27 protein-coding genes and 1 pseudogene are annotated in these 22774 nt (G+C 46.3%); 14 read left to right on the top strand and 14 right to left on the bottom strand.

Going from position 1 to position 22774, the window contains the following annotated elements; all coding sequences use genetic code 11:
- Positions 1–55: 55 nt before the first annotated feature.
- From PPG34_RS15525 to PPG34_RS15545, 5 genes are all read right to left on the bottom strand, one after another.
- Positions 56–1489, bottom strand: coding sequence for a carbohydrate porin (locus tag PPG34_RS15525; protein ID WP_313834356.1), 1434 nt, complete (start codon positions 1487–1489; stop codon positions 56–58).
- A 511-nt stretch (positions 1490–2000) separates the two neighbouring features.
- Positions 2001–2276: a hypothetical protein gene (locus tag PPG34_RS15530; RefSeq protein WP_313834357.1), complete on the bottom strand. Its 276-nt coding sequence runs from the start codon at positions 2274–2276 to the stop codon at positions 2001–2003.
- Between the two features lie 190 nt (positions 2277–2466).
- Complete coding sequence (gene tatA, locus PPG34_RS15535) at positions 2467–2745, bottom strand: twin-arginine translocase TatA/TatE family subunit (protein WP_313834358.1); 279 nt, start codon at positions 2743–2745, stop codon at positions 2467–2469.
- A gap of 44 nt (positions 2746–2789) precedes the next feature.
- A complete protein-coding gene (locus PPG34_RS15540; protein ID WP_313834359.1) occupies positions 2790–3236 on the bottom strand; it encodes a sll1863 family stress response protein in 447 nt (148 codons plus the stop codon).
- Between the two features lie 61 nt (positions 3237–3297).
- Entirely contained in the window at positions 3298–3678 is a 381-nt protein-coding gene (locus PPG34_RS15545; RefSeq protein WP_313834360.1) for a sll1863 family stress response protein, read from the bottom strand.
- A gap of 458 nt (positions 3679–4136) precedes the next feature.
- On the opposite strand from PPG34_RS15545, the gene PPG34_RS15550 reads away from it, so the two are divergent.
- The 8 genes from PPG34_RS15550 to PPG34_RS15585 all read left to right on the top strand — a co-directional run bounded on the left by PPG34_RS15550 (position 4137) and on the right by PPG34_RS15585 (position 10232).
- Positions 4137–4259, top strand: a complete 123-nt coding sequence (locus PPG34_RS15550; RefSeq protein WP_313834361.1) for a hypothetical protein — start codon at positions 4137–4139, stop codon at positions 4257–4259.
- A gap of 647 nt (positions 4260–4906) precedes the next feature.
- Positions 4907–5047 carry an entericidin A/B family lipoprotein gene (locus PPG34_RS15555; RefSeq protein WP_313834362.1) on the top strand — a complete coding sequence of 47 codons (141 nt, stop codon included), beginning with the start codon at positions 4907–4909 and terminating at the stop codon, positions 5045–5047.
- Positions 5048–5141: 94 nt separating this feature from the next.
- Positions 5142–5327: a DUF1328 domain-containing protein gene (locus tag PPG34_RS15560; protein WP_313834363.1), complete on the top strand. Its 186-nt coding sequence runs from the start codon at positions 5142–5144 to the stop codon at positions 5325–5327.
- Between the two features lie 245 nt (positions 5328–5572).
- A complete protein-coding gene (locus PPG34_RS15565) occupies positions 5573–5764 on the top strand; it encodes a DUF1328 domain-containing protein (protein ID WP_313834364.1) in 192 nt (63 codons plus the stop codon).
- 92 nt (positions 5765–5856) lie between these two features.
- Positions 5857–7215 (top strand): Na+/H+ antiporter NhaA, encoded by a 1359-nt coding sequence (nhaA, locus tag PPG34_RS15570; protein WP_313834365.1) that lies wholly within the window; start codon positions 5857–5859, stop codon positions 7213–7215.
- Between the two features lie 23 nt (positions 7216–7238).
- Complete coding sequence (locus PPG34_RS15575) at positions 7239–8651, top strand: glucose-6-phosphate dehydrogenase (protein ID WP_313834366.1); 1413 nt, start codon at positions 7239–7241, stop codon at positions 8649–8651.
- Between the two features lie 289 nt (positions 8652–8940).
- A complete protein-coding gene (locus tag PPG34_RS15580) occupies positions 8941–9297 on the top strand; it encodes a hypothetical protein (protein WP_313834367.1) in 357 nt (118 codons plus the stop codon).
- A 692-nt stretch (positions 9298–9989) separates the two neighbouring features.
- On the top strand, positions 9990–10232 hold the full coding sequence (locus PPG34_RS15585; RefSeq protein ID WP_313834368.1) for a YtxH domain-containing protein: 243 nt from the start codon (positions 9990–9992) through the stop codon (positions 10230–10232).
- A gap of 633 nt (positions 10233–10865) precedes the next feature.
- On the opposite strand, the pseudogene PPG34_RS18410 reads toward PPG34_RS15585, so the two are convergent.
- The 3 genes and pseudogenes from PPG34_RS18410 to PPG34_RS15600 all read right to left on the bottom strand — a co-directional run.
- A pseudogene (locus PPG34_RS18410) lies at positions 10866–11096 on the bottom strand (DnaJ domain-containing protein); the annotation flags it as partial.
- Positions 11097–11101: 5 nt separating this feature from the next.
- A complete protein-coding gene (locus PPG34_RS15595; RefSeq protein WP_313834370.1) occupies positions 11102–12100 on the bottom strand; it encodes a helix-turn-helix domain-containing protein in 999 nt (332 codons plus the stop codon).
- A gap of 232 nt (positions 12101–12332) precedes the next feature.
- Positions 12333–12677, bottom strand: a complete 345-nt coding sequence (locus PPG34_RS15600) for a hypothetical protein (RefSeq protein ID WP_313834371.1) — start codon at positions 12675–12677, stop codon at positions 12333–12335.
- 734 nt (positions 12678–13411) lie between these two features.
- Here PPG34_RS15600 and PPG34_RS15605 point away from each other — a divergent pair.
- On the top strand, positions 13412–13963 hold the full coding sequence (locus tag PPG34_RS15605; RefSeq protein WP_313834372.1) for a hypothetical protein: 552 nt from the start codon (positions 13412–13414) through the stop codon (positions 13961–13963).
- On the opposite strand, the gene PPG34_RS15610 is transcribed toward PPG34_RS15605, so the two are convergent.
- The gene (locus PPG34_RS15610; RefSeq protein ID WP_313834373.1) at positions 13954–15036 is read right to left on the bottom strand and encodes a glycosyltransferase family protein; all 1083 of its coding nucleotides are present in this window, start codon (positions 15034–15036) and stop codon (positions 13954–13956) included. The two genes, PPG34_RS15605 and PPG34_RS15610, sit on opposite strands and share 10 nt — an antisense overlap.
- A 257-nt stretch (positions 15037–15293) precedes the next feature.
- Here PPG34_RS15610 and PPG34_RS15615 point away from each other — a divergent pair, with 257 nt between their 5' ends.
- Positions 15294–15632 carry a tetratricopeptide repeat protein gene (locus PPG34_RS15615; RefSeq protein ID WP_313834374.1) on the top strand — a complete coding sequence of 113 codons (339 nt, stop codon included), beginning with the start codon at positions 15294–15296 and terminating at the stop codon, positions 15630–15632.
- A gap of 205 nt (positions 15633–15837) precedes the next feature.
- On the top strand, positions 15838–16128 hold the full coding sequence (locus tag PPG34_RS15620; RefSeq protein WP_313834375.1) for a hypothetical protein: 291 nt from the start codon (positions 15838–15840) through the stop codon (positions 16126–16128).
- 50 nt (positions 16129–16178) lie between these two features.
- On the opposite strand, the gene PPG34_RS15625 is transcribed toward PPG34_RS15620, so the two are convergent.
- Positions 16179–17087 (bottom strand): hypothetical protein, encoded by a 909-nt coding sequence (locus PPG34_RS15625; protein WP_313834376.1) that lies wholly within the window; start codon positions 17085–17087, stop codon positions 16179–16181.
- Positions 17088–17277: 190 nt separating this feature from the next.
- Between PPG34_RS15625 and flgM the strand changes: the two genes are divergently transcribed.
- The 3 genes from flgM (at position 17278) to PPG34_RS15640 (ending at position 19846) form a co-directional block, all read left to right on the top strand.
- Positions 17278–17622, top strand: coding sequence for a flagellar biosynthesis anti-sigma factor FlgM (flgM, locus tag PPG34_RS15630; RefSeq protein ID WP_313834377.1), 345 nt, complete (start codon positions 17278–17280; stop codon positions 17620–17622).
- 214 nt (positions 17623–17836) lie between these two features.
- Positions 17837–18499: a flagellar brake domain-containing protein gene (locus PPG34_RS15635; RefSeq protein WP_313834378.1), complete on the top strand. Its 663-nt coding sequence runs from the start codon at positions 17837–17839 to the stop codon at positions 18497–18499.
- A 270-nt stretch (positions 18500–18769) separates the two neighbouring features.
- On the top strand, positions 18770–19846 hold the full coding sequence (locus PPG34_RS15640) for a 3-deoxy-7-phosphoheptulonate synthase (protein WP_313834379.1): 1077 nt from the start codon (positions 18770–18772) through the stop codon (positions 19844–19846).
- A 27-nt stretch (positions 19847–19873) separates the two neighbouring features.
- Here PPG34_RS15640 and PPG34_RS15645 read toward each other — a convergent pair whose 3' ends face one another.
- The 4 genes from PPG34_RS15645 to PPG34_RS15660 all read right to left on the bottom strand — a co-directional run bounded on the left by PPG34_RS15645 (position 19874) and on the right by PPG34_RS15660 (position 22688).
- Complete coding sequence (locus tag PPG34_RS15645; protein WP_313834380.1) at positions 19874–20035, bottom strand: hypothetical protein; 162 nt, start codon at positions 20033–20035, stop codon at positions 19874–19876.
- Positions 20036–20089: 54 nt separating this feature from the next.
- Positions 20090–20572, bottom strand: a complete 483-nt coding sequence (locus tag PPG34_RS15650) for a MerC domain-containing protein (protein WP_313834381.1) — start codon at positions 20570–20572, stop codon at positions 20090–20092.
- A 22-nt stretch (positions 20573–20594) separates the two neighbouring features.
- Entirely contained in the window at positions 20595–21014 is a 420-nt protein-coding gene (locus tag PPG34_RS15655) for a Fur family transcriptional regulator (protein WP_313834382.1), read from the bottom strand.
- Between the two features lie 153 nt (positions 21015–21167).
- Positions 21168–22688, bottom strand: a complete 1521-nt coding sequence (locus PPG34_RS15660; RefSeq protein WP_313834383.1) for a cobyric acid synthase — start codon at positions 22686–22688, stop codon at positions 21168–21170.
- Positions 22689–22774 lie beyond the last annotated feature (86 nt).

The raw sequence follows: 22774 nt of genomic DNA on the forward strand, positions 1-22774 counted from the left end.
CCTGGCCGCAATACCACAAGACCACTCTAATTAACGCATTTTGTTTGGACACCTATTATTCTTCCCTCTCGAACCAATCTAGATCGAATCCTAGCCTGACCCCGAGAACCAAGGCATCTGCTATTGATGGATTAGTGCTAGGATTGATGACATATTGGATGTTTGGTTGAATCAGGACCTCATGTGTAAAATTGATGGCATAGGTGAACTCGACAGTCACTTCGACATCATTCACACGAATCCCTACTTGCCGTTGCGCTCGTTCGAAGTGGCTTCCATTTAACGCGGCAGCAATGCCGAATCCCATTTCATCAGTTGGACGCCCGCGAAGTAAACCTCGATAGACCAATCCCCCACCGTAATACTGTGAGAAACGATTGACACGAGGATCAGCAACCCCGGCTCTGGCAAAGAGTATCAGTCCCTGCGTTGCGTCTTCGTGTTCATGAAACACCATCTGCTCGGCCAATCCATAGAGACCATAGGTCCCATCACGGCGAATGGGATTGCCGGAATTATTCACCTCACTTAAATCATTCAACTCCGTCGTATACCCCCAGATACCGACAGCATATTTCCCCTGGTATTCCATGGGCGCAGCCCTGCCTACACGGGAAAAACCGAGACGAAACTGACGTTTGGATAATATCCCTTCTCCGTCTTCTTTTATCCCTTCCTCCGGAAAGGTGTAATAGGAAAACTCGGTGCCAAAAAAAATCCCATCGTCGCTTCTCAAATGGATTTCCGTACCATTTGGATCATTAGGATCACCCGGCACCCCATCCGCAATCACCGCGCGAATGGCTATGGCATCATTGAGAATAGCTTGTCCTCTCACGGCTAAGGATGTGGCGGGAAAGGTAGAGGGACCAATTCGCCCACTCGCCGCAAATTCCGCCCCGGTTCCGAAAGAACCATTGAGAAACAATTCTGCTGACGAACGAATGACATCAAATTCCGATGTGACATCATACAAGCCCGCCAATATCGACAATCGTTCGTTGAAGAAATTTTGTTGATACCAGACTTCAAACAGTTTCCATGTAGTCGGCGCCGCCAGACTGCTGACCGCCTGAACATCCCCAACGTTGTTGCTAGGATTCTCCCCGTAGATTCCTAATCCATACATAAAGAACGTGCTATCCTTCAACCCAAAGAACTTTTCACCATTGATGGTGAGCAACAGATCGAGAACGCCTGCTGTCGCGGTTTTTCGATGAAGCCCTCCTGATATGGGAGTTAAGACATCAATCGTGTTAATAATTTCAAAATTGACTCCTTTGGTTGAAAATTGATCTTGCAGCGAATGCCAAGTGTGAACAAAGTCTTCAACTACCGGCATCCCGACCAGGGTCTCAGCTCCGACCCAGACCGGCATTAACCAGATAAGACAAAGAAAAGGACCGATGACCTTATGAGGTAAAAAATACCGTCGGCTTTGCGGATCAAGCGACAAAGGACAGGACAGTTTGGAATCGCCTTTAATCACCAGCGCAACTCAGAAACGTTCAAAGTTCATTGGCAAGTGTCTTTTTGCCATACTAGAAATTTCTTGAGTGCGCATAATTAAAGGCCCCCATTATTACGTGAGTGCTCTTTACCAAATTTCTTCTGTTTTTCACAATAGGAAAGGAGCATAACTATGTGGCGAAGTTTCGATTTTTTCAAGGGTTTTATGTTCCGAGCTCAGGCTGGCAATTTCGACACAGTCCAATACATGCACTATGATGATCAAGAATAGGAATCCGGATTTCTCGACTAAGACACCGCGGAGTGGCTCACCTATAGACAGCCGAAGACCCTGGGGCCACCGGATTGGGCAAGGGTAAATTTTCCTATTGAGTTAGCGAAAGAACGACTCGAGCAGTGCGCGTGAAGTGTTCGGCTATACTGTCCAAGCCAGCAATGGGGAAGTCGGCCATGTCAAAACTTTATGGTCGTCGATGAACATAGACGGAGTACTACATGATAGTCAATTCTGGAACCTGGAAGGAAGGAATCTAGGCTTGTGATGTTTGGAACTCAAACAAAACTTTTTGCGATCGATCATATAGGATCGACCTAGGAAGGAAGTCCTTAACTCCTCCCTCAAATGATCCCTCTATCAATTCAGAATGGAGTTCTTGCGACATCGCACATACCGTCACATCTGGAAAGTACGTGCGGGTATAAATTAAAAATTCCATCCTATTCTCTTCCGTATCGTCCAAACTCAGCAACACTGCACTAGTGGGTTGAATATTCAATACCTGAATTCCTTCACGACTATTACTCACAATTGAAACTACCCTTTGCCTTGGAAATAATTTTTCAACCAAAAGGTATTTTCATTGTCTCCCTCGACGATTAAAATGTGTTGCGATACGGAATTTTCTATTTTTAAATCAACATAGTCGCTTAATGAATGCTCATGGGGCATCATTCCTCCCTCCAAAATTGAGCCGACGATCAACAACTATTTACTTCCTACGATTTCATGGTTGGATCATGATCCCGCGGTACTTGTTCAGCGCTAGAATCCGATTCGCTATTATGGATCTCTTGATCCTTTTGCTCTGAGGGTCGAGGCTGATCAGAAGATGACACTTCAATTTCAGATGGATCAGCTTCATGAATCGACTTCTTAAATCCCTTGATTGCCTTACCCATACCTTCCCCAAGCTGGGGAAGTTTTCCTGCCCCAAAAATGATCAGGACAATAAAAAGGACCAGCAGTAATTCCATCCAACCAAACGACCCGAACATACATCACCTCAGCTGTTACAAAAATGTCAGATCAATGGCTCTACTTAATTTGAATATTGCTTAAGAGCCCGATCATAGCCTTCTTCCAATTCTTTAATAGCATCTTCGACACCAGAACCCATTTCCTCCCAGGCTTTCCCAGTTGATGTTCCAAGGTTGTTCAACTTAGTTTTGACAGCTTCTTTTTCGGAGTTTAGTTCAGCCAAAGTGTTATTCATATCCTCCTTGACGTCTTTTCCAGCCTCTTTCATACGAGACTTCAATTCTTCATGCTTTTCATTGAGGGCTTGTAACTTCGCTTCAAGAGACTTTTGATATTCTGCCATTTTGCCTTCGGTAAATTGACCGGCGGTTTCGACGGCTTCATGAAATTCCTCTTTGACGTCATCCGCATTTGTTTTGGGTTGAACTTCCTGAGCCGACTCCTGATTTCCACAACCACTCATGATCAAAAATGAAAAGAAAAGGCAGACGAATCGCAACTGTACCATAGGCACCTCCATTGAGACGGAATTTGTCATTATTTAAGCAAAAATTTGAAAAACCCTCTTTTCATTTCTTTGAAATACCATCCCGAATTTTCGAAGATGCCAATTCAAAGGAGCTCCTAACCTCATCCCATCCCTTGTTAACGCCACGAACCATGTCTTCCCAGGCATTTTGGCTTCCGGTTTTTACCTCATCCCAGGCTTCTTCACCGGCATCCTTAATTGTTGCCAAACGGTGCTCGCCCTCGCCCATTTTGCTTTTCACGTCCTCGATCTTCACTTCCAATTCCTTAATCTGCTCCAGATATTGAAGTTTGGCTTCTGCTTCGAGCTTTTCCGCTCTCAGTTTGAGCTCATGCAATTTTTGAGAATGTGAATCGATTTGAGACTTCCATTTCTCTAATTGCTCTTCAATCTCCATCTGAAATGTTTCTTTATCACTCATTAAGTCCTCCTGTTAAAAATTTGAAACGAATGGAGCCATGCCCCTATAGGATCTACTCCCTTTCCAATTTTTCATTCATAGGGTGCTACTCTAGTCCCCAATTTTAGCATATTTGGCATACCTTCCTGTTTTTCTTAATATAATGAGTAGGTTACCATTCGCGGTGGAATTTGGTAACTGAACAAAACCCTTGACTGCGCCTACATTGGCATATTTCCCAAAGTTCCTTTAATGCGATGTAGTAACAATTTCACTTTGGGAAAGAAGAAGGGGAAGCCGGGTTTGGCAACATGATTTTTATCATTACACCATTGCTAATCATTACCGCTTCCCTACTCGTCACGCGCGTTGCCTCCATTGCCCTGACTCATACTGGGCTATCGTGAGAATCAGTAAAGTTCCGGGCAAAATTTGCCTTGATCGGAGCTGGGGTTACCACTTTAAAGTCTGAAAGAGTGGTGTCACACGCTGTCCGAGGACGATTCGTGATGCTCTTGATGCTGCTGGGAAATGCCGGCATAGTCAGGGCCATGACTATGCTCATTCTGACCTTTGTTCAAGATAACCAGGCTATTGCCTAAGGGCCGAATATTTTGTTTTTACTGGCTGGAGTCTTTGTTCACTTGATGTTATCAAGCAGTCAATCGGTCGATCGAAGATTGTTTCCCCTGATCGAATAGGCACTAGGGCCCTACACACCGCTTGACAAAAAAAACTACGCTAGCCTTTTGCCCCTTGGTGGAGAGTACCGGTTAGTGGAATCCCACGTACAGGAAAATGACTGGCTCGCCCACAAGACATTGGCCGAAGCTCGTCTCTGAGATGAATGGATTGTCGTTTTCGTCATTCAACCTAAAGACGGTACTTATCTCGAAACACCCAAAGGTCACCGCCGACTCCTTCCTCACAATATGTTGCTCCTGTATGGGCGCGTCACCACATTGAAAAATCTCGACAACCGCAAACAAGACCTAAAAGGGGATGCTGAGGACCAAAAGGCAGTTGACACCCACAAAAAAGTCATTGAGGAAGAGACCCTCCTGAGCAAAGACCAGAAATACAACTTCTAACATCCCACAATAGCTTGGTTACTGTAGGCTTTGAAAAAATTCCTAAAACACTTCAAGGGTTTTTACCAGTGTGACTTTTAGTGTGAAGTCCCTATGCTCTCTTCACACTTCTTGATTTAATGTTTAATGGTAATTACCAACACAGGAGGATGGACATTATGAACCAAGTGCGCCTGATAGCGGCTCTAGTTACGATTCTCATTGGATCCCTTACGGCATGCAACACACTAGAAGGTGCCGGCGAAGATATTCAAGACGCCGGAGAAGCCATTGAAGATAGAGCGGAAAAACATGATTAAAACAAATTCTCTCCGAGTTCAGCATAAACTGAACTGATTCAGATGGTTACTTCCATTTGCCATAAAGAATGGTTCATGGATACGGAGGTGCACAATGCTAAACTGGGCTGTAACCTTCCTCATTATTGCACTCATTGCAGGGGCCGTGGGCTTAACGGGGGTTGCTGGGACCGCCTCGAATATTGCATGGGTCCTATTTGTGGTATTCTTGATCGTTTCTCTTGTAGGCTTGGTGATGGGCCGACGCCCGCCTACGCGAAAGACTGGGTTCCCAAAATAGGAAATTTAACCTTTCGACATAAAATATAACTTTCTCTTGGTGGCCAATGAGAGGATCTGCTCAGACATAGTTTTGTTCCATAATATCTCATTTGGCCTAATCGACCAGTTGGAATCGACAAAATAACCGAAATGGGAAGAAAGGCGCTGACCTAAGCCGTGCGGGGAACGTGTTCTCGCGAAGTACTTTGGACAACTGCGCTTGGCTTGGGGATAAGTTCAACATTTAACAAGTGAGGCAACACCATGATTTTCATAAAATGGGCTGCTATTTTCTTTTTGATTGCGCTGGTGGCAGCTGTTTTTGGATTCTCGGGAATCGCTGCAGGAGCGGTCGACATTGCCCAGATTCTCTTTTTCATCTTTCTCGCGATCTTTGCTGTGTTGTTGGTGATCGGACTTCTTGTGGCGAAAAAATCAACTTCATGGTCACCCTAGTTGACGGCCATTTCCTGGGAACGTATTTTTTCTCAATGGGACGAGCCTCTTACCTCTCCATGTTCTAGAGAGAAATACCACACATACACCTTATGAGCATTCCACCACGCAGTTTAGGCGAGGCCAAGGTTCGGGCAACACGGTCATTTGTGTCCCGCGAAGTCTTGCTTCCAGCACAATTGTACATCCACAACGAAGTGATCGGGGGGGCACTGCTTTGTTTGGCGTCTGTTGCGGCCTTGGTCTGGGCCAATTCCCTGTGGTCCGAAACCTACGTGGCATTCTTCCATGAAACCATCTCCATCCGATTCTGGGATTGGTCCATCTCTCACACGCTCAAGCACTGGATTAATGATGGAGCCATGGTACTGTTTTTCTTTGTCATTGGTCTGGAAGTGAAGCGAGAATTCGTCCATGGAGAACTTTCGTCTCCAAGACAAGCACTCTTTCCAGGTATGGCCGCTTTGGGAGGAATGGTTGTACCTGCCCTTATTTTTGTGGGATTGACCTTTCATACATCAGGGAACGAGATAAGAGGATGGGGAATCCCAATGGCGACTGATATCGCCTTTGCCTTAAGTATTCTGGCGTTATTGGGAAATCGAATTCCCGGGGAAGCAAGAATCTTCTTGTTGGCTTTAGCCACAATGGATGATATCGGTGCCATTCTCGTAATCGCGCTGTTTTATACGGAACAGATATCCTGGGTCATGTTGGCAATCGCTGGCGGGCTATTCGGCCTTTTGGCATTCTTTCGTCGATTGGGCATTCGCAACATCATGCTATTCATCATTGTGGGAATTCTTTTTTGGTTTGCAGTCCTCAAGTCCGGCATCCATGCGACCATTGCTGGGGTAGTCTTGGGACTGTTGACTCCCGCGTACCCATGGTTCAACACAGCTAATTTTGACTCTGCCGCGACAAAGCTTCTGAATAATTATCGTGAAGCGATCAAACAAGGAGACTCCGACAGGGCCCGTGCCTTACTGGGACAATTCGAAGAATTAAGTATGGGCACTGAATCTCTTGTCGAACGATTGGAACGTTTGGTTCACCCTTGGGTTATTTTCCTCGTTCTGCCGCTGTTTGCATTAGCCAATGCCGGAGTTGTTTTATCAATACACACTCTTGAATCTGCCATGACCAGTCCCGTCGCCCTTGGGATCGGAGCTGGATTAGTGATCGGCAAAGTGACCGGCATCCTCAGTTTCTCCTGGATTTCCACACGGTTGGGATTGGTCACCATGCCCCCTTCTCTCAATTGGCCCTTAATCTGCGGCATCGGGTTTTTAAGCGGGATTGGGTTTACGGTTTCCTTGTTTATCACTGGATTGGCCTACACGGAAGGAGAACTTGCCGAGTATGCTAAGATTGGCATCTTGTTTGCCTCAATACTTTCTGGTGCAGCTGGGTTAATTTTTCTCCGTGCTCAATCATCGAATAACAGCTAACCATTCATACGCCTAAGATACACATGCCTAATTCGTCAGATTCCGCACAAAGTTTTATGGTTGATCGATTAGTGATATTCGGTGCAACAGGAGATGTCGTTTCTCGGCTTTTCCTTCCGGCACTTGTTGGATTGGTACAAGAAAGTACATTCCCTCGCAATCTTTCCATTACCGCCATCGCAAGAAAATCATGGTCGACCGAGCAATATCACCAACATGTGCGGGAAACATTTCGCAAACAGGGAACAGATGTTGAGAGCGATCAGCTTGAATACCTATTTTCGTGCATCCAGTACGCACAAGTTGAAGATTTGTCTCATATTCAACGAGTACAAGAAGCACTAGGGTCCTCACCCTTTGTGGCATACTTGGCACTTCCTCCGTCAACGTTTTCCATGGTGTTGAATACTATCAAACAGATAGGCATTCCCCAGGGCAGCAGAATCATTTTTGAAAAGCCATTTGGGGAAAATTTTGGTTCGGCGAGAACGTTGAATTATCAGGCCCACCAAATATTTCCAGAAGAACAGGTTTTTCGTATCGACCATTTCTTAGGAAAACAAACCGTTCGCAATATTTTAGGGTTGCGATTCGGCAATCGAATCTTCGAACCCATATGGAACCAACACCATATTGAGAATGTGGAGATTATCTGGGATGAGACCTTGGCCCTGGAAGGGCGAGTTGGCTATTACGATAAGGCTGGGGCTCTCAAAGACATGATACAAAACCACTTACTACAACTGATGTGTTTAATCGGGATGGAACCTCCGATCTCTTTCAACGACCGAGACTTTCGTGATCGAAAAGTCGACCTTTTACGAGCCGTTCGAAGCCTCACTCCAGATGAAGTGAAGCAGCAGACTGTTCGTGCACAATATGACGCAGGCACAATCAATGGTAAGGCTATCCCTGCATATAAAGACGAAGACGGAGTCGACGCTGATCGAGGAACCGAAACCTATGCTGAAATTAAGCTCTGGATTGATAGTTGGCGTTGGGCTGGAGTTCCTTTCGTGTTACGGAGTGGTAAAGCATTAGGCAAGGATAGAAAAGAAGTCCTTATCCATTTTAAAGATGTTCCATATCTAGCTTTTGGAGAAAGCAAGGAAATTCAAAGGAACATCCTCAGACTGCAGTTCAGCCCTGACAGCTTAAATCTATCCTTGAATTTAAATGGAGCTGGGGACCCCTTTCAACTAAATCCCGCTGAGCTCAAAAGCCAATTGGCCCCTCAAGACACTCTTCCCTATGGCGATCTTTTCCTCAATGTTTTGGCGAACGATCCAATACTGTTTATACGAGCAGACGAAGTTGAAGAACTTTGGCGAATAATCGAGCCCATTCAATCTGGATGGGAACAAGACCAGGTTCCCTTGTTTAGCTACCCAGCAGGCTCTCTTAAGCCAAAAGATTCTTTTAAAGAATCGCATTGAATGCGGTGCCTGCATTTACCTTCCTGAATTTCACCAAGCCATTCATTTAACCGACAGCCCATTTCTCTTTTACTCGAACAAGAATCCTCACCCTAATATTGCCACGTTTTTTTTCGCACTATCTGGTATAGTTTCTTTTGCTTGTGTTCCTCTTTTTAGGGAAAATTTTCTACTCGTCTTAATCATTCACAAAATTGTTTTCACCAATATTTCCTTTTGCATTTTCTTTCCTAAAAGGTTATAAGCTTTTACCTTCTTTAAAAAATGTACAGTGGCGAAAGGGAATTTCATGGCACTTTCAACAAAAATTAAAAAAACAGCAAAAACCGTTTCTCGGAAAGCCTCAAGTAAGGCGAGCCAAGCAAAAAAGAGCCTTAAATCTTCAGCTGAAAAAGCGAAGAAATCTGCCAAAGCGAAAACGAAAAAGCTCACGGCTGCAGGAAAGGCCGCTAAAAAATCTATAAAGAAAACCGCCTCTCGAGCAGAAAACGTTACAAAGAAAAAAACGAGCCAAGCAAAATCCACAGCTAAGGCCAAAACAAAAATCGCAAAAACCAAAGCTTCCAAGGCGGCAAAAAAGACCAAGCGAACTGTGAGCTCCGCATTAGGAAAAGCCAAACGGGCAATCAAAAAAAGATTAGCCTAAATCCTTGAAAATATTTGAATCTTTTGCACCTTCTTCATTGTCTCCAAATGCCAGGCTTGCTCCTTCTTTGGGTAGAGAGCCTGGCACTTTTCAACATCATTCGTTATTTAAAAAGACGGTTCGCTTCCTTGATGAATACTGGCCTTATAGGGACCCCTCAAATGAAACGCCCAATCATTTCTCATATTTAACATCTGCCTAAAATACGAGCAATTTATTTTCGAGTCTTGAATGGTTAGTTAGGATTATTTTCCTTTGTGCATACCCTGTTAATGCGACACTTGCCTTCAAACAAACGTTGAAATCCTTGCAAGGTAATCGCATGATCATCGTCCAGCGGGATTCGTGATCTGTGAATCACCATATAATTTATATGCCTGGTGGGTCATAATACAGTAATAGGTCCTGGCCAATGATTAGGAATAAGATAGACTCTTCTGGAATTGTACTCACAATAACTTTCGAAATCGCTCGCCTCAGTTTTCGAAAAAGCTTTCTTATTTCAAGGGTTTTTTCTAGTTAACGCCAGTACACAACCTCGCTATACTCTCTGAAGAAATTTGATGTCAGTGACAAATTATGCTTTGACTTTTAGGCAATTGTATTCCGAATTCCATTCCTTGGGAAATGGAGAACGGTAATCGTGAATTTAGGTGGGGTAATTTTAAATTTTCAATCTTCTAAGGAGCTTTATGGATACTGAATCGCGGACAATTTTCCTTGCTGGCATTTCTTTCTTAACTGGACTGATTTTGGGATTGGGCACGGGAATTCTTCTCGCCCCCCAAGCGGGGACAAACACACGCAAACGCATTGGGGAGGCCATGGAAGACTCGTCACAACAGTTGGGCAAATGGATGGTAGACGCCAAAGAACGTGTTCAAGATCTCACCGAAGAAGGGAAAAAGCTCGCGTCTCGAGTTACTTCAAAATAAAATAGTCGCCAAGAAGCGAACAGATGGTATCCGAAAGTTAATAGGAATGCTTCCAGCACATCTTCCAGGATCAAGAGTATCTTGACTCTTTACCTGAAATTCCAATGTGGACGCAAAGAAAAGCCCTGGCATGTGAGGATCCACTGACCAGGACTATCTCGACATAGAGGGTAGAAGCTCGCAGTTTTTTGTTCATTGTCGGGTATATAAAAGTTCACATGCTTCGCAATACCCATCCTCACGGCCACGATCATAGGCTTCGACCAATTGCTTGCGGACCCAATCACTACCCTGTTTTCCACCCGGTCCATCTACCCCTTGCGATAACATCATGGCAAGACCCACATCAATCAATCGCTCTTTACGTTCCTCCATCTCTTCAGTGACCAACGAAGGTATCATGGCTTTGGCAAAGTGCTTCACGATATCTTCGCGAAATTTGTCATACCCTAGGACAGCGACTGTACCTTCTCGAATTTTCACCAACGCAGCTTTGACGCGAGGAATGTCCTTCATCAAGACTCGAAAGATTTCGAGTCGCCCCTCGTCCCAGAGCTTTTTTTCCATCCCTTCCAGGATTTCGCCAGGATCTAACGCTTCGTCTGGGCCTTCATCGTGATGATCACTTTTCGCGCCAAATCCCCCAAACCGCATTCGCTCATACGATTTCCGAGTTTCAGGGTCACCTAAAATTTCATACGCAGCATTTAATTCACGGATTTTTTCTTCAGCCTCCTTATCGCCCTGATTCCGATCAGGATGATATTTCAAGGCCAATTTTCGATAGGACTTCTTGATTTCTTCGTCGGTCGCCTCTGGCGTCACCTCCAGAGTGACATAATAATCAAGATGAATTCTCGGCATAAGTCCTACCTTCGACCTCTGGCAGCGGAATTATTAATTGACCTGGAATTCTTCTTGGTCTGCCATCGGGTAATTTGACGACGAAAAGTCACTTCACCACGAAATGGCGACACAAACCGAGTCATTTCAAATAACGGGAGAGGATTAAGATGATGAAGATGTTCAGCCTTCCAGGTGAGGTGCAATTGGTCGATATGTGTAAAGGATTGCCCGCCCTTCGGTAATCCCAAGGGCACTTGTTGATATCCCCGAGAAAACAATAATAGCTCCTCGTCAAACAAGGCCGTATTGATTTCGTCGACTCCCCCGTAAGTGCTGAAGGCATGGACTAAACGTTGAAAAGTCACAGAGTTCTCTAATTCCTCACGCAAGGCGTAGAAGACCCTCACCCCTGCCTGCTTTTGATCCTGCAAGACCTGCACACTGTCCGCAATGGATTTCGCTTCCTTGAGGTCTCGCTTCGTGAGGATGAGAAGACGACGGATCACCACATCCCGTTGCACTGCACCCTGATTCACAAGCAAGTAATTGGGGTAAAACGGTTCGCCTTTCCTCCATAAATGCCAGCGTTCCATCACGGAATCAACGGAATGTTGCGTCGTTTCCATCAAACGGACAGCCTCGGCATGGGCTAATGCCCCGTCAAAACATAACTCTTGATTCGCCAATTGACGAAGCTCCAATCCAATGGCTTCGATCTTTTTCGGCAGATAGCGAGGACGCTTGGGCACCTGGGACATCACGTCCACAGCTGTTAACGCCATGGTCCAATATGGCTTCACGGGTTTGGGGGCTTTATCTTTTTGTGCTAGCAACAACAATGCCACAGGGTTCATCCCCAGCAGCTTGGCAATTCTGACACACAAATCTGGATTCGGAATCTTTCGACCACGACGAATCAGGTTCGCTTCGGGCTGGGTAATCCCTAGACATTTCGCCAATGCATAATCACTACGTAACCCGCAGCGATCTTTCACTTGCTCTACATATTTCGCACATTCCATAGGGCTTCCCAAAGAACTCAATCATATCGATGGGATGCCCCACAGGGCAAGGCATTGCCACGTCTATCATTACTTAGATTTAGGCTATATGAATTTTGCAAAAGAGATTAAATAACCAAGAGGGGCGTGACAAGAAAGACTCGGAGACAACGAAACAGGGAGGAAGATTTTCGCCTATCAAAGAAATACTGTTCACACAGCTTATTAGGCCCATAACAAAAAACCAACCGCACTAACGGCGCAGAGGGTTAGGAAACCTTAATGTATACCCTTTCTTTTCCATACAGTGCCCAGCTTCCATTCCAGACACCACCGTAGGACTCAACCATTCACCATAGATTTCAAGAGCTCTTTCACAATTCGCATAGTCGACAATCATATCAATTTCTGATTTTCCCACAAGTGTCCATTCTCCCTGCTGGCAATCCCAATATGGGTGACACATCCGCTCGGCACGGTTGGGCCCATAATCATATTCTGCGTACTGGTTAAGGAAGTCTGAGACACATCCTGACAATGCAACACCAAACCAAATGAGGAAAAAGATATTGAGTTTCCCTGAAGCAACGAGCCTCATGCCACCACCTCTTGTTACGCCGATGCCTAGACCGAACTCCTCACTAGACCTACACGAAAAAATCTACTACATTGTCTTGTCGGCAGAATGACGATCCGACAACAGGGGAGGCATAATTTTTAGGCGCTTACACAGGCCCTGTATTTCAGGTGAAAGGACAAATGAAGATCGAAATATCAAATTCTTAAAGACAGCTCCCCCGGCCTTTATGAACATTCAATTCATATGCTCAATCGGGCACAGCCACCCTCATCGAACACTCTTCATAAATGTGCCTGGGTTGTTGAGAAAGAAGGGGGATACACTAAGCCGCAAAAAACCATTCGGAGTGAACCGAATCCAAAAATGCTCCTCAAGGAAGGTTAACCCTGCTCGCTATCGAGAGCGACGAGTTAACGGAGGGCGTCCCGGCCCTCCAGGATGCCAAGGCCGGCTTCCTTTTCGGGCCCTCATCATTGTCCGTCGTTTCTGGAGATGGATGGCACAAAACCATTGACTCACGGCTTTGCGTGGACAATAAATGCACAAGCCCGCTTCCTTGTGACGCCGCTGATATCGTTGCTGTCTCGTCATATCATAAAAATGATAACAGTTTATTATCAAATAATACAATTTATTCATCATTGAGCAAATCCGCTTGGATTGCGGAACTCACCTTAAATTACAAAACCTGAGACCAGGTGGTCACATGGCAATCCCTCTGAAGCTATTCACGCATTTTAATTAGGTTAGATATGAACCGCCACCTTTTCCTTTCCTTCATCATGCTAGGCTTCATCGAACAAAAGCCAATTTTTGACTCGAGCATTTCGCACGCCAATCCCCTCGAAAACCGACAATTCTTAGCGGCACAAGAGGTTCAACCTGACCTCTTGCCTACGACTCCAGAACCCACTTTGGATCAGGGCAATCTGGTCTCTATCTCTGAGGTTTTGTGGCACCCGAGAGATTACCACCAAATGATCATTCGTCTACGAGGAATTGTCACACGACTCGAGCTACATCTTGACGACACACGTCACTTCATTGACTTTGTCTTTTTTTTAGCTGAGGGGGAACAGCGCCTCCTGGTATTTGGACGCCACGATAGGACGAAAGGAGATATTCAATTAACAAGTGACCGAATGGTCGAAGTACAGGGACTGTTTTGGCAAGAACGATTCGCGAACGGGCATCGTTTCGAAAATAATCTGGAAGCGCAGGACATCCGATTTTATCCACCACTCCTCCCCGACCAAGCCAGAGCCCCCAACACACATCTCCGTTTAGCAATTATTTACAAATAGGGGTCTAACACATCGGCAGCAGCAGATACTCCAGACTCTGGCGGTGCCTCACGAGGCAAAGGTAAGGCTTGAATCTCGGTCAATGCCTTCTGCCACGATCCCGCATAAAACTCATCCTTGGAAAGTTCCACAGCTCTCCCGTACCGATGAGCATATTCTACGAGTACATCCTCATCCGCAAAGTTATACCGTCGGACATAAATAATGGGCGTACCGGCAGCCACCGCTTCAATCACCGTTCCATACCCCGGTTTAGACAAGATGATATCGGCACCACCAAATAATTCCATGAAACTCATATCGAACTGGCTTGAAGACCGTAGCCGCGAAAATTTAGAGGGAAGAGGCATATCAAGAATAAGTTGAAAGGGAGCAAGCTGATCAATCTCATGAAAAGGTAAGGAATCCATGGGCACGCCACCCAATGCTACTAACACTATCGGTCCATCAGAAGAGTTTCGAAGGATTTTGGCCTTAGACGGCTGCCCCTCCCGAGGCAGTGAATACCCAATGGGACCGACATCTTTATGGTGAGAAAAGGCGTCCATGGATAACGCCGGTGAAAGCCGAATGGCGAATTCAGCACGTTTATAGACATCTCGAATATGGCCCACGATGTGCGCGTGTTCGGGATTATGTGAGTCTAACAACTCTTGAAGAATATGGTCCCAAGCAAGCGAACCATACGCAATGGCCGGCACCCCAGTGCGCGATCCTGCTTCCAAAGCAAGATACGAAATATTGGAAAGCACAAGATCGGGAGCATCTCGTTTCAGGACGTCACATTCGTCAGCAACCCGTTGTTCCCAGGTCTCATGAAAATGATGGTAGGCACGCCAAGTTGCCGGGATATCAATCGTCAACGGACCCAGCTGTACACATCCGACATCCTGCGCCTGCACACTGAGTTCCCAAGGCACAGTCAATCGACTGGCAAAAAATGTTCCTGGCACAGTTGTGCGTAAGATCACGGTAAGTTCCGGATGGCGTCGTCCCAATTCATTCAAAACCGGCACCACTTGGGCCGCATGCCCATACCCATGACCGGAAATCGCACACCAAATACGTGGCATTTGTCACCTCACACTCGGTAAAATAAAATACCCCTCTTGCCTAAGGCTTGACGATCGGCCAGAAAAGCGTTATTTCACAAGTCCATCATTAATCAGTGACTTCACAAAATCATCCATCGATGAACCATTCCACGAGACTTTCAACAATCGCCATCGGCATCATCCTTACTGGATTTCTTTTTGTACTCGTGAGTTGCCGAAGCTCTCCCTCAAAAACTGATCCACCACAATCACATAGACCGTCCCCAGCGGTCACCATGGAACAAAAGGAAGACGTGGAACAACAACTGTTGCACACGTTAGCTGAGGCTCGAAAATTGGGCCCCGCCAATCCTCTCTTGCTAAGTACGATGTACAGTTTGGCGTCGTTTTACCGTGAACATCACGCGTTTGAAAAAGCCGAACGTCTTTATCAAGAAGCTTTATTGATAAAGGAACAACTCCATGGACCGCATCATCCAGATCTCGCCATCATTCTCCACCAATACGCCGCGCTCCTTCGTGACGCCCAACGGGTGCAAGAAGCCACCGAATTAGAACAACGGGCACGCCAAATCCAGAACTCTTCCCCCATTCCATCTTCTTACCGACAATAGGACCCGCCAACCAACATACTCGGCATAGCCTGTTCAATGGAGCCAGAACTGCCTGACAGGTAGGAATCTTTTTCCGAGTCTGACCGCGAAACAAGAAAGATCGTAAAAAAACCCACACAAACATCACCTAATGAACATCATCTAAATTTGGCATATGACTTGTATACTAATGGTGTCAGGACCACTCTGCATACAGGAGATCCCTATGAAGACCAAAGCCAAATCAGTGCCTAAACCAGCACGTCGAACAAAAAAAGCCGTCCGGGAATCCGCTCCTGCCTCCACTCCTCAAGCACGGACAGTGCCACGCTGCACTCGATGTGGATCACGAACTGTTCGACTGGAGCAGTTTAATCAAGAACTCTTAGCCGTACTGGCCATCCACTGCCTTATTTGCGGACATCATGCCTTTGTCGGAAAACCAATGGTTCGCCTTATTCGAAAACCCGAAATCCCTCAAAGTGCCGACATTCAGAAAGAAGCCCTCAAAATCTGAATCCCGCACAGGATCAACCGACATTCTCACAACCTGCTGAAGAGGTGTATTTACCACACTTCGGCGCGAAAGCTTCGAGAATGAATTCCCAACTGATGCAAACCCCGCATCAGTTGGTCGCGGGCACTGACATTTCCACACAACCGAATATGGTATTGATCAAGATTTGGAATCAATGCGAGTAACGGATCCAAGTTAACCGGCAAATCTGAGCCCTCGCCTTCCTTCTCATGCATAATCCGCCCCCTTGTTCCCTCCCAGTCCTCTGACCACTCTCTCGTCAGCACTGGATGATATTGAAAATGGTCCGGCGCGATGCGAGCCAAATCCAATAGTTCTTCATGATCCATTAATTGACGTGTATTCCGCACGCTCGACACTAGAATAAACTCGACACCGGGACAGGTATCTGATTTGCCAAACCCTTTTGCTTGCATATACCGAAGATACGCGAGAAACGGAGTAATCCCGGTGGAAAAAGCCAGAGCAAGTATTCGCATAGTGGGCCATTCGTGATCGGACTCTAGGATTAAATTATTCGGTTGAATTTTTTGGCTGTTTTCATAAACCACCAGTTCTCCAGCCTGCTGATTAATATCCACCCGAACATCTATGGTGCCGCCAGTGGTCACCATTTCCTCTATGACCTCAGTTTGCCACCAAGGAGAAGTATCAGCCTTTTCGCGATGAGTATCATTCACAATAGTTTCCAAAATACGAGGAGCCACGATCGCACAATTTGATCGAGTATACATTCGGCGACGATACTTTCCCGACCGCTGCCCAAAGGGACGGGCCAAAAAGGCACTTCCGGGATGCATTCCATCACGAACCGAAAATACACGACCTTCAACCTCATAGGTATCCGGTAGCGTCAACACAATTTTCCGAATTTCTCCTGGATCAAAGGTGTGAATTTGAGTAATCGTCGCTGGAACAAATAGCTCGCGGGGCAGCATGGATGATGGAACTCCTACAAAAATCTCAGGATCGTTGGGTCTCCGAGGTGATGCCTCATCATAGCAGAGGAAGCTTGCGACCTAGAAGAAGCACTCTGCCACCCGACTTCCTTGTACCCTGCAGTAGAAGAGAGTAAAATTCCGATTTGAAAAAAGAAGATGTATCACCCTGTGGAACATAGGTTATATCGTGGCAGGACCCGAAAGGCTGGAAGGGCTACCTCAACAGCCAAACAACATTCAGAATTCGGAAAAGCCTCCCACATCCTCCAAAACTACCAACAACACCCCCGGGAATCAGCCATTTACAGATTCCGTAAACATCTCTTCTGAAAATGTCGAATATCAACAATTATTAAAAGAGATCGATGAGGTGCCTGATATCCGTCCCGATCGCCTAAAAAAGATCCAGCAGGCTCTTAAAAACGGCACCTACCATATTGATTCCGATCTTGTCGCCAATCGAATCATCCAGGACATTCTAAATGAAGAAAAGTCATCTCCCCGGCATTCCCAACGGCCGCTCTCGACATAATACCTTCGAATAATGTTGTTTTCGACCAAAGGATTCAGTCTATCTTCGTATCCATTTCGAATTCTTTTGAATCAATAATTTCCGTCTTCCCTAGTTCCTGCATTTTTCTTCGCCCGCTAAATTGCTATCACCATCGATATTACCCTACTTTCAACGGCTCTCTCCAAAAACTGACATTGAAGCGTTGAAAAAAAAGACCGACAACATGGAGGAGATGTATCACACGACAGAGACCACCACAAATAGCACCACCAATACGGTTTGGCTTCGCATCGAAGATGAGAACTCTCCTGCCATGCTGCGGGGACATCTCATCGGACTCGGACAAAACCAGGCCTTGCTCTGCGGCATTCCCTCCCATCCCTCATGGCAACAATTAAAACCTGGCATGACCTGCCGAGGCCACACAGTGATTGAGGGCGAAACTTATCAATTTGAAACAACGATTAAAGAAGTGCTTCGAGATCAACCTGCAATACTTTTAAATAGTCCCAGGAAAATAACGCGTCGACCGCCTCGGGTCCATCCACGGATTCCAGTAGACATTCCCGGGACCATTCGTCCAATGAATTATGATGGGACTGTGCTCGCCGTTCTCCCAGCCACCTTAAGTGACTTATGCACGATGGGCTGCCAGCTCCGAACATCCGAAACTACATGGCCGAGCCTGGCCACCTTAACGGTGATCCTCACTTGCCGGTTACCAAATCTTGACCATACATCCAAGTTTCATGGACGCATCGAATGGATCGAACCCATTCCGGAATTACTGATGGGTATTCAATTTCAATTTACTTCGTTTTCTGATGTCGCATGCAAGGACCTGGAACGCTGGTTCGGTTCTCAGCAAGCGAAGCTGATCAATACGATTGCATAGATGTTCCCCTTCAAACTCCCAAATTTCTTGCCAATCTGGCCACTACCCACGGACCGTGACCCAGAAATCCCAGAACATCATACCATTTCATGAAAAAGGGCAATCCCCCTGGCTCTTGCAGGCCCATGGGCAGATTCCTTAGAATACCGAATCCTGAATTTATCGTGCGGCTTTCTCACCTTTCACTACAAGGTAGAAGAAATAGGTGCCCCCGATATGTGATCGAGAATTTGGTCCATCATTCAAACATTCCCCAAGAAGGTCATCACCATGAAAGAACTTATTGATAATCGCCATGTCGTAGATATTAAAGAATTAGTCACCCCACGACAGGTCAAAGAGCGTCTGCCCACCACCGAAATGGCCGAAAGTGTCGTAATTGAAACCCGTCGGGCCCTTCAAGACGTCTTATATGGCCGGGACCAACACCGCCTTTTAGTTGTGGTAGGCCCCTGCTCCATCCATGACCCTGGCCAGGCCTATGCCTATGCGGAATCGTTGAAAAGAATCGCCGAAGCCACCAAAGATCATTTGCTCGTCATTATGCGAACCTATTTTGAAAAGCCCCGCACCACCGTAGGCTGGAAAGGACTGATCAACGACCCACACTTGGATGGGTCCTGTGATATTGCTTCAGGCTTTGAATTGGCCAGAACGATCTTACTGAACATCAATAATATGGGCCTGCCCTGCGGAACGGAATTGCTGGATCCCGTCACCCCTCAATATATTTCTGACCTACTCAGTTGGTCAGCCATTGGCGCCCGCACGACGGAAAGTCAGACCCACAGGGAAATGGCGAGCGGACTTTCTATGCCGATTGGCTTTAAAAATGGAACCGATGGAAGCCTTCAAGTCGCACTTAATGCCATGGCCACAGCCAGCCAACCTCACAGTTTTGTGGGCATCAACGTTGATGGCGTCACCTCAATCATTAGGACCAATGGGAACCCAGATCGGCATATTGTTTTACGTGGCGGTGGGGGTAAAACGAACTACGGCCGTGAACATATCATGCAAGCACTTGAGGGGTTAACGAATGAAGTCATTACCCGTCCCATCATGGTGGATTGTTCGCACGGCAATTCGGACAAAGACCATACCCGACAAATTCCTGTTGCCCATTCCGTACTCAAACAGCATTGTGAAGGACAAAAAGGGATTCTTGGATTATTGCTGGAAAGTAACTTAAAACCCGGAAAGCAATCGTGGGACCAAGGAAAAACCTTCGAATATGGCGTCTCGATTACCGATGCCTGTATCGGTTGGGAGGATACCGAAACGTTGCTGTATGAATTAGCCGAAGGACTTGCCAAAGAAACACAGGATAATGCTGTGGCACATTAGTAAAAAAGGGAAAGGCTCAAAACCGCACTAACGATGTGGATCGCGCAAGCGACGCCAAACAGGAAAAATCAATGTGAGGATTAGACCAAGAAGATAGAGCGACAGGATTCCAACCACCAGCACAGCAAGAATCGGAAGTCCCTGACCGTTGCGAAACAGTTCAACAATAAACGTCATCCACTCTGGCATACCTAAAACACCCTATACTCCTTGTAGAAAAAAGAATCCGGAAAACAAGCCCAATCACTGAATAGGTGAAGCCGGAGCAGGACGGACTTCACCACCCTCGTGAAATACTGATTGTTCATCATCTTCATGACAACCATGACAATGACATAATGATCGATTGAGAAATCCTCCCCAGGCGATCATTGACGCGCCAAGCAAATCCCCTGAAATTTCCAACGAACTCCCAGGCTCAATTAATATCCGAACCGACAGTAGAGTGAGAAAACCTATAATGGTTAACATGGCAGGTCGTCGATCTCCATGGACAGGATAGGTGGCCAACACCCCAAATCCCGCAACAACCACAATCACGCCCAAAAAGACCCATTCAAAGGAATGCGAAAACACGGTTCCAAATACTCCCTCAAAGACTCCGCCATATTGAGCCGCCAATAAAGGAAGCGCCAACAACGCTAAAGGCGTCAACGCGCAATGCACAGCACATACCAATGAAATCATCGATCCGGCCTTGGATAATCTGACACCTATTGTGGACATGCGGCTCCTTTTCCTTCACACATTATTGGCATTTGGGACACCATCCACTAAATTCCAGCGAATGATCTCCAACAATAAACCGAGTTTCTTGTTCAATGAGAGCAGTCAGCTTTTTCAAAGGACACAAAAGCAAGTCGACAATACGCCCGCAATTTTTACATCGAATATGATGATGATGCTCCCGACCTTCTTTGATTTCATAACGAAACTGCCCTTCTTGATGCAGCTCCAACTGCGTGACTAGGCCCAGTTCCTTTAATGCGGTTAAATTGCGATAAACCGTCACAAGATCAATGGCCACATTATCCTTTTGCAACATGGCATATAGTTCAGTAGGACTAAGCGGATACTTCGATGTCTCGAGAATGTTGAGCACCGCTCGCCTGGTTCGCGTCATGCGTTTCCCAGCTGCCTTCAATTCATCCTTCAAATTTGAATTCATGATCTCCCACTCATTACAAAAGTCCCCACCAACAGGGAGGACTCAACATCGGTTAATGCAAGTACATTGCAAATATCACAAGGAATGACGAGAAGTCAATGGAACAAAGAATTCAAGAAAATATTAAGTATTTTTTTCTAGTTTTATCTACGGTTAATTAATATTCAAGTAAGAAAAAATTGGCTGTAAATTCACATGCTGCTCCAGATGTGAGGCCCAACGGTCGATGGCGGTAAGCATTCGTCGAGAAACAGTCTCGGATACCGCTACATCAAGAGGTTTGAGCCCTTTCCTCTTGCGAAGGCGATTCAGCCACGCACGCCGAAACTCAGGTTCATCAAACACTCCATGAATATAGGTGCCCCACAACAACCCATCGCTCGAGACCATCCCTTCCAGCAATATTTCCCCATCGCACTCGCCCTGTCTTCCCATAATTTCAAAACACGGTAAGCCGGATGAACGATGAGACATTCCCATGTGGATTTCGTACCCTTTCACAACACATCCCTGGCCTTCAGATAGGAATAAGGGCTGAGCCGTCACTTGAGATGTATGCTTTATCGGCAGCAACTCAGACGTCATATCCAACAATCCCAAACCAGGAACCTCCCCACCCTCTTCAACTCCTCTCGGGTCGGCCACCATTTTTCCCAACATTTGAAATCCACCGCAAAGACCGACTAGCTCCCCAGTTCCCTTTTGCCCATAGTCTTGTATAAATTCGCAAAACCCTTGGGCATACAAATACTGGAGATCGCCCAAAGTATTTTTCGTGCCAGGGAGAATGACGACATCAGCTCCCTTCAATTGGTCCGGGCGTTTAATGTAATGAAACGCCACATCCTCCTCGGCGGCAATCGCATTAAAATCGGTGAAGTTACTCATATGAGGAAGCAACACCACAGCCACATTGATCCTCTGCGGGGAAAAAGGCTTTCCAGCCTGAGAATCAATTGTCACGCTATCTTCTTGATCCAATTCAAGTTGCCGCAGGAACGGCACCACACCTAAGACGGACACCCCAGTCCGTTCCTCTAGGATCTGGACTCCATCATCGAACAACCGACGATCCCCACGAAATTTATTCACAATCACCCCAATCACCCGTTGCCGCTCATGAGGCTCTAGCAAATCCAGGGTCCCAATAATTTGTGCAAAGACCCCACCCCGGTCAATATCTGCCACCAAAATCACAGACGCATCTGCCATCTCCACGACAGGCCAATTGACCAAATCACGGTTTCGCAAATTCACCTCGGCAGCACTGCCAGCGCCTTCGATGATTAAGATTTCATGTCGTGCCGCTATTCGCTCATAACTCTCTCGCACAAAACGAAACAGTTCGGGTCGGCAACCGAAATATTCTTGGGCATCATGACGTCCCCAAACCTTTCCTTGCACTACCACTTGGGACCGATGATCCGCCTCAGGCTTGAGTAGGATGGGATTCATATCGACATGCGGGACGACCCCACAGGCCTGCGCCTGCAAGACCTGAGCGCGCCCCATCTCCCCGCCTTCCACCGTCACATAGGAATTCAATGACATATTCTGTGATTTAAATGGGGCAACATCACAGCCCTTCCGATGTAAGAGTCGTCCAAGTCCAGCGCACACCAGACTTTTTCCCACATCCGAGGCAGTTCCCAGAATGGCTAAGGCTTTTGACATAAGTAACGAAATCTTTCAGTGAAATTCGCTACACCATATCGAATGGACGGATTCGACTCAAACACAATCCTCCCTATGCCACCAGG

Source organism: Candidatus Nitronereus thalassa, assembly GCF_032191465.1.
Lineage (GTDB): Bacteria > Nitrospirota > Nitrospiria > Nitrospirales > UBA8639 > Nitronereus > Nitronereus thalassa.

Coding starts and splice junctions, on each gene's coding strand:
- PPG34_RS15540 (WP_313834359.1), bottom strand. CDS start 3,236: ATGGTACAGTTGCGATTCGTCTGCCTTTTCTTTTCATTTTTGATCATG.
- PPG34_RS15610 (WP_313834373.1), bottom strand. CDS start 15,036: ATGCCACGTATTTGGTGTGCGATTTCCGGTCATGGGTATGGGCATGCG.
- PPG34_RS15595 (WP_313834370.1), bottom strand. CDS start 12,100: ATGGAATGTGCGAAATATGTAGAGCAAGTGAAAGATCGCTGCGGGTTA.
- PPG34_RS15635 (WP_313834378.1), top strand. CDS start 17,837: ATGTATCACACGACAGAGACCACCACAAATAGCACCACCAATACGGTT.
- PPG34_RS15640 (WP_313834379.1), top strand. CDS start 18,770: ATGAAAGAACTTATTGATAATCGCCATGTCGTAGATATTAAAGAATTA.
- PPG34_RS15580 (WP_313834367.1), top strand. CDS start 8,941: ATGGCACTTTCAACAAAAATTAAAAAAACAGCAAAAACCGTTTCTCGG.
- PPG34_RS15545 (WP_313834360.1), bottom strand. CDS start 3,678: ATGAGTGATAAAGAAACATTTCAGATGGAGATTGAAGAGCAATTAGAG.
- PPG34_RS15565 (WP_313834364.1), top strand. CDS start 5,573: ATGATTTTCATAAAATGGGCTGCTATTTTCTTTTTGATTGCGCTGGTG.
- PPG34_RS15575 (WP_313834366.1), top strand. CDS start 7,239: ATGCCTAATTCGTCAGATTCCGCACAAAGTTTTATGGTTGATCGATTA.
- PPG34_RS15660 (WP_313834383.1), bottom strand. CDS start 22,688: ATGTCAAAAGCCTTAGCCATTCTGGGAACTGCCTCGGATGTGGGAAAA.
- PPG34_RS15645 (WP_313834380.1), bottom strand. CDS start 20,035: ATGCCAGAGTGGATGACGTTTATTGTTGAACTGTTTCGCAACGGTCAG.
- tatA (WP_313834358.1), bottom strand. CDS start 2,745: ATGTTCGGGTCGTTTGGTTGGATGGAATTACTGCTGGTCCTTTTTATT.
- PPG34_RS15655 (WP_313834382.1), bottom strand. CDS start 21,014: ATGAATTCAAATTTGAAGGATGAATTGAAGGCAGCTGGGAAACGCATG.
- PPG34_RS15560 (WP_313834363.1), top strand. CDS start 5,142: ATGCTAAACTGGGCTGTAACCTTCCTCATTATTGCACTCATTGCAGGG.
- PPG34_RS15555 (WP_313834362.1), top strand. CDS start 4,907: ATGAACCAAGTGCGCCTGATAGCGGCTCTAGTTACGATTCTCATTGGA.
- nhaA (WP_313834365.1), top strand. CDS start 5,857: ATGAGCATTCCACCACGCAGTTTAGGCGAGGCCAAGGTTCGGGCAACA.
- PPG34_RS15620 (WP_313834375.1), top strand. CDS start 15,838: ATGAAGACCAAAGCCAAATCAGTGCCTAAACCAGCACGTCGAACAAAA.
- PPG34_RS15585 (WP_313834368.1), top strand. CDS start 9,990: ATGGATACTGAATCGCGGACAATTTTCCTTGCTGGCATTTCTTTCTTA.
- PPG34_RS15600 (WP_313834371.1), bottom strand. CDS start 12,677: ATGAGGCTCGTTGCTTCAGGGAAACTCAATATCTTTTTCCTCATTTGG.
- PPG34_RS15605 (WP_313834372.1), top strand. CDS start 13,412: ATGAACCGCCACCTTTTCCTTTCCTTCATCATGCTAGGCTTCATCGAA.
- PPG34_RS15625 (WP_313834376.1), bottom strand. CDS start 17,087: ATGCTGCCCCGCGAGCTATTTGTTCCAGCGACGATTACTCAAATTCAC.
- PPG34_RS15650 (WP_313834381.1), bottom strand. CDS start 20,572: ATGTCCACAATAGGTGTCAGATTATCCAAGGCCGGATCGATGATTTCA.
- PPG34_RS15615 (WP_313834374.1), top strand. CDS start 15,294: ATGGAACAAAAGGAAGACGTGGAACAACAACTGTTGCACACGTTAGCT.